This window comes from uncultured Campylobacter sp., assembly GCF_938030785.1.
GTDB lineage: Bacteria > Campylobacterota > Campylobacteria > Campylobacterales > Campylobacteraceae > Campylobacter_B.
This window is the reverse complement of the sequence record NZ_CALHIK010000120.1, coordinates 1-8,337: the sequence shown is the minus strand read 5'-3', so window position 1 is coordinate 8,337 and position 8,337 is coordinate 1. Positions and strand designations below refer to the sequence as shown.

Here is an 8,337-nt window from a genome sequence, read left to right as displayed (position 1 = left end):
AAATTTTGGGGTAATTATATTTAAGTCGTTAAAAAAATTCCGTCATTTATCTGACGATATTTTGAATTTATTTGATAAATTTGCACTTTTTGCTTAAATTTAAAAACTAATTAATTCTTTAAATAAAATTAATTTGTCACTAGCTTTTAATCACTATAATTTCAGTATGCAATATACTTTTGAAATTTAAATTATCATTAAAATTTCCTTCACTTATTCTCGATTTTGGTTAAAAAAATTCTTTTTGCTTAAGACAAAATTTCAATTTATTTTTAGGCAATAATTTATATAATTCTGCCGAAATTGCATATATGGTAATTTTGCATATCAGTATTTTCGAAAGGAGAAAATATGGCGAATAAAGGCAAGGTCATATGCCCTTATTGCGGCACAGGCTGTCAAATCGAGCTAACCGCTGAAGACAACTTCATCAAATCCGCGGTCGGCGTAGGTGACAACCCCGTAAATCAGGGATGTTTGTGTTTGAAAGGATATTACGGCTGGAACTACGTAGGCTCGAGAGATAGGCTTACGACACCGTTGATCCGAAAAAAGGACGGTAAATTTAGCAAAGACGGCGATTTGGTCGAAGCTAGCTGGGACGAAGCGCTTGATCTGGTTGCTAAAAAAATGCTAGAAGTCAAAGAAAAATATGGCGCCGACGCGATAGCGGGAAACTATTCCGCGCGCTGCACGCATGAGGATAACTACGTAGCGCAGAAGCTGCTTAGAATTTTAGGCACGAATAATATCGATCACTGTGCACGCATTTGACACGCTCCGACAGTAGCAGGACTTGCTAAAACAATCGGAAACGGAGCTGCCACAAATAGCTTTACGGAGATCGGAATTCATAGCAACTGCATTATGATGATCGGCTCGAACCCTGAAAACGGTCACCCTATCGTCGCGATGCACGTACAAAGAGCGCTGAATAGAGGCGCTAAACTTATCGTTATCGACCCGGTAAAAACAGAATTTGCAAACCGCGCTACCGTGCATTTGCAGCTTGAGCCGGAGCATAACATACCAGTCATCAACGCCTTAATCCACGCCGTCATCGACGAGGACTTGGTAAATCACGAATTCGTTGAGAAATACACCAAAGGTATTGAATACGTAAAAGAGGCGGTAAAAGATTACTCTCCGGAAGCCGTAGCGAAATATACGAGACTAAATCCGGAAGATATCAGAAAAGCAGCTAGAATTTACGCTACTACTCGCCCTGCGGTAATTACCCACGGAATGGGTGTAACCCATTTCAACCACGGCGTAGGCGCAGTTTGCGACATTTCAAATTTAATGCTCATAACAGGCAACGTAGGCGAGCTCGGAAGCGGCGATCTGCCGATCCGCGGACAAGAAAACGTCCAAGGATGCTGCGATATGGGAATGCTTCCTAACGTCTTTACCGGCTACAAAGCCGTAACCGATGAGAACGCACGCGCATGGTTCGAGCAGCAGTGGAATTTACCGAAAGGCCATCTAAATGGCAAGATCGGTATCCACAAGACCGAAGTACCGGATGCGATACTTGATGGCAGGGTAAAATTTTTCTGGACGATGGGCGAAAACCCGGTTATGACCGATCCGAACGCAAACCACTTCCTACGCGCGATCTCCGAGGTAGAGATGTATGTAATCCAAGATATATTCTTAACCGAGACTAGCCGCAAGGCGGACGTCGTACTTCCTGGGGCTTGTAGCGGCGAGAAAGAGGGTACTTACGCCAACGCCGAGCGCCGCGTACAGCACAGCGAGATCGTAGTAACGCCTCCGGGACAAGCCAAGCAAGACTGGCAGATCATCTGCGAGCTTGCCAGACGCTTGGGTCTCGGGGATCATTTTACGTTCCAATCTCCTGAGCAAATTTGGGAAGAGGTGCGCAGAGTAGCTCCGCACAACTACGGCGGTATGAGCTATTACCGCATCAAAAAATATCACGGACTTCACTGGCCGTGCCCTGATGAGAATTCTATGGGCGGACCTGCATTGTATCTTGATAAGAAATTCTTTACTCCTGACGGCAAGGGAAATTTCATCCCTGTGCTATTCGTGGACGATAAGAGCAAGATCGAAAGCGCCAAAGAGGAATTCGCAAAGCGTATGAATATGCCGAAAGATTATCCTGTAATGGCGGGCTCGGTCGATGAGAAGACCGACGAGGAGTTCCCGATCCAGCTTCTAACTACGCGTAAGGTTTACGAGTATGCAGGAGGCGCTATGACTAGGCGCTCTAAGACCGTCGAGCAGGGCGGCGACGCGATAGGACCGATTGCGGAAATGAATCCGAAACTCGCCGAGCGATACGGAATTTCACAGGGCGATTTCATCGTTGCGTGGAGCCGCTACGGCTATATCGCGATCAAGGCGGACATCACCGAGTGTATAATGGATGGTATCATTCAGATGTCTTATCACTACTGGGAGAGCTGCTGCAACGAGCTAACGAGCGGCGGCTGGGATCTAATCGCCAAAACTCCTACGTTTAAGGCGGCGATTCAGATTAAAAAGATCGATGAGGCGGAGTTCTTGCGTATCCGCGAGCTTAAGCGCATTAAGTTCCAGACCAACAAGGTTATTTACGACGACTTCCACCACCATCCGATTAAATTCTAATTATAAAGCGGGATTTAACGCAGCGGATCGCCTAGCGCGGTCCGCTTTTTTTATGCGCTTTGCATGCGTAAAATTTCAACTTTTGATTCAAAACAGTTCGTTTGAAAATTCGTTCGTTTGGGAATTTGCTAGTTAGGAAAATTACTATCTTTAAATTGACTTACTCGGAAATCCATTATTTTAAAATTCGTCGGTTTGAGAAATCGCTCTTTTTAAATTTGCTTGTTTGCTTTATAAAATTTCGTGGGAGCTTCGGGCTTGGGTTTTTATCTTGGCTCATGGCTCGCCGCGCTTAAATTTTAAATTTACCCTCGTCTTATACCCGCCGCGCCGAAATACTTTGTAGTTCATGATTTTAAATTTTACGTAGAATTTAAAATTTCAAATATGCGGCGCACGCTACAATTTAAATTTAACGCGAGCTGAAAGCTCGCCCCCTTGAGCGCGCCAGGGGTTAGGGGGTTTTAAGGGGGAAGGGGAGCACCTCGCAAAACGAGTGTAGCGACGCAAGGCTTTAGCCTGCGACGTTTCTTGCGAGCGCAGCGAAGCAGAGCGAGCGGCACCTATAGCTTAAATTTAATGCGAGTACGTTTTACGCATAGTTTTTGTGCGTCAGGCTCCACCTTATAAATTTAACCCAGGCGTAGCCTGCACCGCTTAAAGCGTCGTCGGGGGATGGGTGGGGCTTGCGGGCGAGCAGAACAATGCGGTGCTGCGGAGGCGGCGTCTTGCAAGAAGTGTGACCTCGCAATTGGGGCTCCCTTCCTGTCCCAAGATTACGATATCACGAGCTAAAATTTAAACGGAATTTTATAAGGTAAAGCGACGCTTTAAATTTAAGTTGTAAATTTATCAGTTAAATTCCAAAAAATTTATGCATATTTACGTTGACGTTGTGTGCCATACATGACCAGTAAGGGGGCGGCGCTCAGAAGTTAGCGGGGCGCCCCCTTACCAACCCCCACCCGCGCGACGCTAGCGGTGCGGACTGGGTCCGCGTTAAATTTTATAATTGTGCTCGGCTTCTTTAAAATTATTTCTACGATTTTAAATTTACCGCCGCAAAAATCGTAAAATTTTAATTACGCTACAAATCGGTGCTGTATTTTTCTAAATATCTATAAAATTTTAAAAAGATCAGACTTGGAAAAAATAGCGCATTGGAGTTTTAAATTTAACCGGCTGTTGCAAAATGGACGGCGAGGACTAGAAGAGCGACGAATTTCACCAAAAATCAGTTACGGACAGCGCTCACTGTGTCGCCACTAAATTTAGAGCGCTAAATAAATTTAAACAGTCGGCAGCGGTAGCCGTCGTAAAGAAATTTGTGTAAATTTAAAAACGTTCAATAGATATTAAAGCAGTCAAATGGTTTTTTTTAAGCTCTGCTAAATTTAAAGCGCCCGAGTGCTTAAAATTTTACGGTGAGTAGCCGTTTTAAAACCAGATAAAAGTCGTTTTGAAATAAAGCCGATCAGGCTCGGCAAGGCCGCGGTTACTAGCTTTATGGCGTCAATAAATCCGATAAAAGCCGGCCGTCGGCTAAATTTTAAAATTTTAAAATTTACGCCGAGGGTTTGTTTTCAAACAGATCCGCGTGTTTGCCGCGCAAAAACTCAACCACGGCGATCACTTCGTCCGCGCCGCTAGCGTCCGAGTTTTCAAGCACCGTGTCGATATTTTCGATGTAGAGCTGCGCCGCGTCGGCGAGCCGCTCGCGCTTCACGCCCGCATAAAGCAGCATCGCGTCAAGCAGGATATTGATCTCGTAGATGAGGTCTTGCTCGGCGATTTTTTCGTCATTAGCTTTCATCTTCTTCCTTTGAAATTTGGGTTTTTTTCTCGATCAGATCCACGATTTGCGCCTTTACGGCTTCGTACGAGCTCGCGTCCTTAAAGCCCGCAAACATCCCGCCGCTCGCGTTTACGTGCCCGCCGCCGCCGAGGAGCAGCTTTGCCATTTCGCTAACATCGATCTTGCCGTCGGCGCGGAAGCTGAGCGTTTTTTTGCTCGTTACGTCGATAAAGAAATCAATATCGGGATTTTGCGTCAAAAAATCGTTGCCGATGACGCTTACGTTGCCGATATTGTAGGTCAAAATGCCCTTTTTATCGAGGTAGCTGATCTCGAAGCGCTGCTTTTGCGTGCTTAGGCGGGCGACTACGAAATGCGAGACGAGATTGCTTAGCGTATCGTCGCGCTCGCCTTTAAAAAATTCCTTCTTTATGCCGTGCAGCGCGCTATCTAGCGCTATGTGCGCATTCGGCTCGTCTTGAAATTTAAAAATTTTTTCTAACAGGAAAAAGATATAATCCCTGCTCTCCTGCTCAAACATAATTTTATTGATCTCTTTCGCGCCCGAGACCATGCCGAGGCAGACCTTGCCGAGCTCAAACTCGCTCTGCTCCTTCAGCCAGATATCCACGGCGTTTACGACGCGCACGAGCTTATCCAGCCGCGTCTCGCCGCCGAACATCGCGCTGAAAAAATCATACGTTATCTTCGTGGCGCAGCGCGACGAGTCCAAAAAATACCACGGGAATTTTTTCGCGCACTCAAGTCCGCTTTGATGATGATCCAGAAGGATCACGCGGGCGTTGCGGCGCGCCAGTTCACCGCTAAATTTCTCGCACTGCGCGGGTAGTAAATTTAGATCGGTGATTAAAACTAGGCTTTTTTCGTCTGCGCCTGCGGCAAGCCTTGCGTCGATATCGGCGAGGATGAGTTCAAATTTTTCGTTTATCTCCTTGCCGTAGTTGGCGTTGAAAAATTCCACGTCCGTCAAGTAGTGCGCCGCGACGAACTGTGCGCCGTAGCCGTCCAGATCGGTGTGGCTGAGGTGATATATTTTCATTTGCGCTCTTTGCCGATGATGTTTGCTAGAGTGATCGTATCCATATACTCATCGACCTTCTCCTGAAGCTCGCCGAACATTAGATTGACGCGGCACAGCGTGCGACCGTTCGGGCAAGCGTCGATCCCCTCGGCGGTGCAATCAAATACCGTCGCCTTGCGCCTTTCGGCGCTTTTGATGATCTCGCTTAGCGTGATTTCATCCGCATTGCGCGCGAGCACAAAGCCGCCTTTTGCGCCTTTGTAAGAATTTAGAAGTTTTGCGCGCGCCAAATTTTGTAAAATTTTAGCTAAAAAGCTGCGTGAAATTCCAAGCTCGCTAGAGATCGAATCCACGTCCATAGACTCATTCTTGCCGGCGATACAGATCATTGAAAGCAGCGCATATTCGCTTGCTTTAGTAAAAAGCATTTATCTTCTCCTTTGGTGTCAAAGCGTGCATTTTACATCAAAAAAGCAAAAATTTAGGTTAATTAAGTATAATCGCTTCCTATTTTACCGATCAGGAGGTCATCATGGCTTTAGACACGGCTCAAAAAGCACAGATAGTTGCGAAATTCGCTAGAAGAGAGAAGGATACGGGTTCTGCGGAGGTGCAAATCGCGCTTCTTACCGAGAGGATCACGCTTCTTACCGCCCACATCCAGGCAAATCCGAAAGATTTTTCATCTCGTTTAGGACTACTAAAGCTAGTAGGTCAGCGCAAAAGAATGATGAAATATCTCAAAAATAAAGACTACGCAGTTTATTCTAAGCTCGTTAGCGAGTTAAATTTAAGAGATAAATAAGTTTGATTTATATTTGTATCGCGGCTTTGGCCGCGACTCTTCGCTTATGTTTTTTTGAGCTTTAGCTTATTTATTAATTTATTAATAAAAGTCGGTGCTCCTGTTTTATTTATTTCGCAATTTTTAATATACTTGTTTGCTAAATTTGTTTTATTTCCATTTATTCCAATAAAATCTTGAAGAATTTTTTCATCGGTTGGCCTTAGATTTAAATACTTAAATACACAGCTGTCATTATCCGATAGATAGTCAGTTGTCTCAAATATCTTATTAATTCGATCGTTTCCAAATTCCTTTAATGTTTTAATAAATATCTTTCCATCAAGGCAATGCTCCATTGTTACAACATCCTTATATTGGGTATTATTATATGATGATAGGTCGGTTATATCCTCTTTTATGCAGAGCCTCATTAAAAATAATTTTAAATTATTTTTATCTACATAATAGCTTTCAACGTTTTCTCTTTCTTTATCTGTATCACATAGGCATAGTACACTCCCTTGCGTTGTCTTAAATTCATCATCGCTTAAAATAGAATATAAGTTTTTATAAATCTTTATAACATTTGTAATTCCATTCATAGATATGATTCTTAAGTTATTTCCCTTAATATATTCTTTTAGGAAATAGCTTAGATAAATTTTATCGGAAATACCCTCACATATGATCCAATTGTATGCTTTTTCTGCATACAATGAAGTTATGATAGAGTGTAATAATTCACTGTTACTTTTTAAATTTATATTGATAGGCAATTTAAAACTTCTGTTTAACTGATTATATAAATTTATTTTTAAAAATTCATTTTTTTGCTTGTCATTTTTTGTTATATAATAAGCGATTCCTTTTTCTATGGTTGGCAAAAAACCGTACCAATGCGTAGTAATTAAAACATATACTCTTTCGCTAATATCTTTTAGTTTTTCAAATTGATAGTAGATTTTCGAAGAATTTAATGAAGATTCTGGTTCGTCTATAGCCAATATGATTTCTTTCTCATTTTCTTGACTATTAATAAATGCTGTGGCAACATCTATTAGGGCCTGCCTTTTTTCGCCAGAACTTAGATTATATACCGGAATAGGAGATTCTTTACCTTCTTTTTTGTGTAAAACTTTAATCTTAAAATATTTTTCTATTATAGTCTCTGCCAGTTCGGCTTCCGATATATTTATTCTATTTCCTTCTCCTATGTATTTGTATCCATTTAAATATTTTTCTATATTGCTTTGTATAAAATTTTTGAGCTCTTCATTAATATTTTTATGTATATTATTTTGGCTTATAAGATTTTTGATATTATTTTTAATATTTAGCCCTATTAATTTTTGCATTTGTAAATTTGATATTTTTGTAAAATCTTCTACTAAAATTTCTATAGGAATATACACATAAGAATAGTATTCTCGTATTAAGTTGTTTACCCAAGTTATTCCTATGTTATTATTTGTATCTAAATTCGGTAATCCTTTTAATATGTTATCGATAGATATAAACCACGCATTTTCCTCGTTGCTAGTTTTTGCTATTCCACTAATAAATATATAATAATCATCTGATAGCATTTTTTTAAGGCTAACAAGATCAGACATAATAGCTTTTTTGTGTTTTTTTGTGTTATCGGTTTGGCTTTCTTCATTTTCAGTATCATTGGATTCTGCAGATCTTTCGAGCATATTTTTAAAATAATCTGTATATTTTTGAATAATATTTTTATATTCCCCAGCATCGTTATACAAATTCGCTATAATAACATCTGTTCTGTCCTTTTTAAGCACATGGAATAAGGCTATAAAAGGAATTTTGTCTGGAGTATTGCCCACCCCTTTCGTCGTATTCCATTCCTTGTTATTAAAATACGTATCTAACGCTTCTAGTATCGAGCTTTTTCCAATGCCATTATCGCCTAAGTACGCCACAAATTTCTCTCCGCAAAACATCGATATATAATTTATAGCAGTATAATTTTTATAATTCCTCATCAACATGCCAAAAATCATTATTTCCTCCTAATCCATTTATTTAAACGCCGCGAAGCTCATAAAATTTGCCCATTTAAAGATACTCTCGACG

Annotated in this window: 7 protein-coding genes; 2 read left to right on the top strand and 5 right to left on the bottom strand. The window is 41.4% G+C overall.

Annotated features, from left to right (window positions below):
- Positions 1-351: 351 nt before the first annotated feature.
- Entirely contained in the window at positions 352-2,619 is a 2,268-nt protein-coding gene (locus tag Q0438_RS06965) for a molybdopterin-dependent oxidoreductase (protein WP_299189434.1), read from the top strand.
- Between the two features lie 592 nt (positions 2,620-3,211).
- On the opposite strand, the gene Q0438_RS06960 is transcribed toward Q0438_RS06965, so the two are convergent.
- The 4 genes from Q0438_RS06960 to Q0438_RS06945 all read right to left on the bottom strand — a co-directional run bounded on the left by Q0438_RS06960 (position 3,212) and on the right by Q0438_RS06945 (position 5,884).
- Positions 3,212-3,370, bottom strand: a complete 159-nt coding sequence (locus Q0438_RS06960) for a hypothetical protein (protein WP_299189422.1) — start codon at positions 3,368-3,370, stop codon at positions 3,212-3,214.
- Positions 3,371-4,183: 813 nt separating this feature from the next.
- Positions 4,184-4,432, bottom strand: coding sequence for a hypothetical protein (locus Q0438_RS06955; RefSeq protein ID WP_299189419.1), 249 nt, complete (start codon positions 4,430-4,432; stop codon positions 4,184-4,186).
- Positions 4,422-5,474: a DHH family phosphoesterase gene (locus Q0438_RS06950; protein WP_299189416.1), complete on the bottom strand. Its 1,053-nt coding sequence runs from the start codon at positions 5,472-5,474 to the stop codon at positions 4,422-4,424. Before Q0438_RS06950 ends, Q0438_RS06955 begins: the two co-directional genes overlap by 11 nt.
- A complete protein-coding gene (locus tag Q0438_RS06945) occupies positions 5,471-5,884 on the bottom strand; it encodes an Rrf2 family transcriptional regulator (RefSeq protein ID WP_299189413.1) in 414 nt (137 codons plus the stop codon). The genes Q0438_RS06950 and Q0438_RS06945 overlap by 4 nt, the downstream gene beginning before the upstream one ends.
- A 104-nt stretch (positions 5,885-5,988) precedes the next feature.
- On the opposite strand from Q0438_RS06945, the gene rpsO reads away from it, so the two are divergent.
- Entirely contained in the window at positions 5,989-6,261 is a 273-nt protein-coding gene (gene rpsO / locus Q0438_RS06940) for a 30S ribosomal protein S15 (protein ID WP_297922003.1), read from the top strand.
- Between the two features lie 44 nt (positions 6,262-6,305).
- Here rpsO and Q0438_RS06935 read toward each other — a convergent pair whose 3' ends face one another.
- Entirely contained in the window at positions 6,306-8,264 is a 1,959-nt protein-coding gene (locus Q0438_RS06935) for an AAA family ATPase (protein WP_299189399.1), read from the bottom strand.
- Positions 8,265-8,337: the final 73 nt, after the last annotated feature.

Coding starts and splice junctions, on each gene's coding strand:
- Q0438_RS06935 (WP_299189399.1), bottom strand. CDS start 8,264: ATGATTTTTGGCATGTTGATGAGGAATTATAAAAATTATACTGCTATA.
- rpsO (WP_297922003.1), top strand. CDS start 5,989: ATGGCTTTAGACACGGCTCAAAAAGCACAGATAGTTGCGAAATTCGCT.
- Q0438_RS06945 (WP_299189413.1), bottom strand. CDS start 5,884: ATGCTTTTTACTAAAGCAAGCGAATATGCGCTGCTTTCAATGATCTGT.
- Q0438_RS06955 (WP_299189419.1), bottom strand. CDS start 4,432: ATGAAAGCTAATGACGAAAAAATCGCCGAGCAAGACCTCATCTACGAG.
- Q0438_RS06950 (WP_299189416.1), bottom strand. CDS start 5,474: ATGAAAATATATCACCTCAGCCACACCGATCTGGACGGCTACGGCGCA.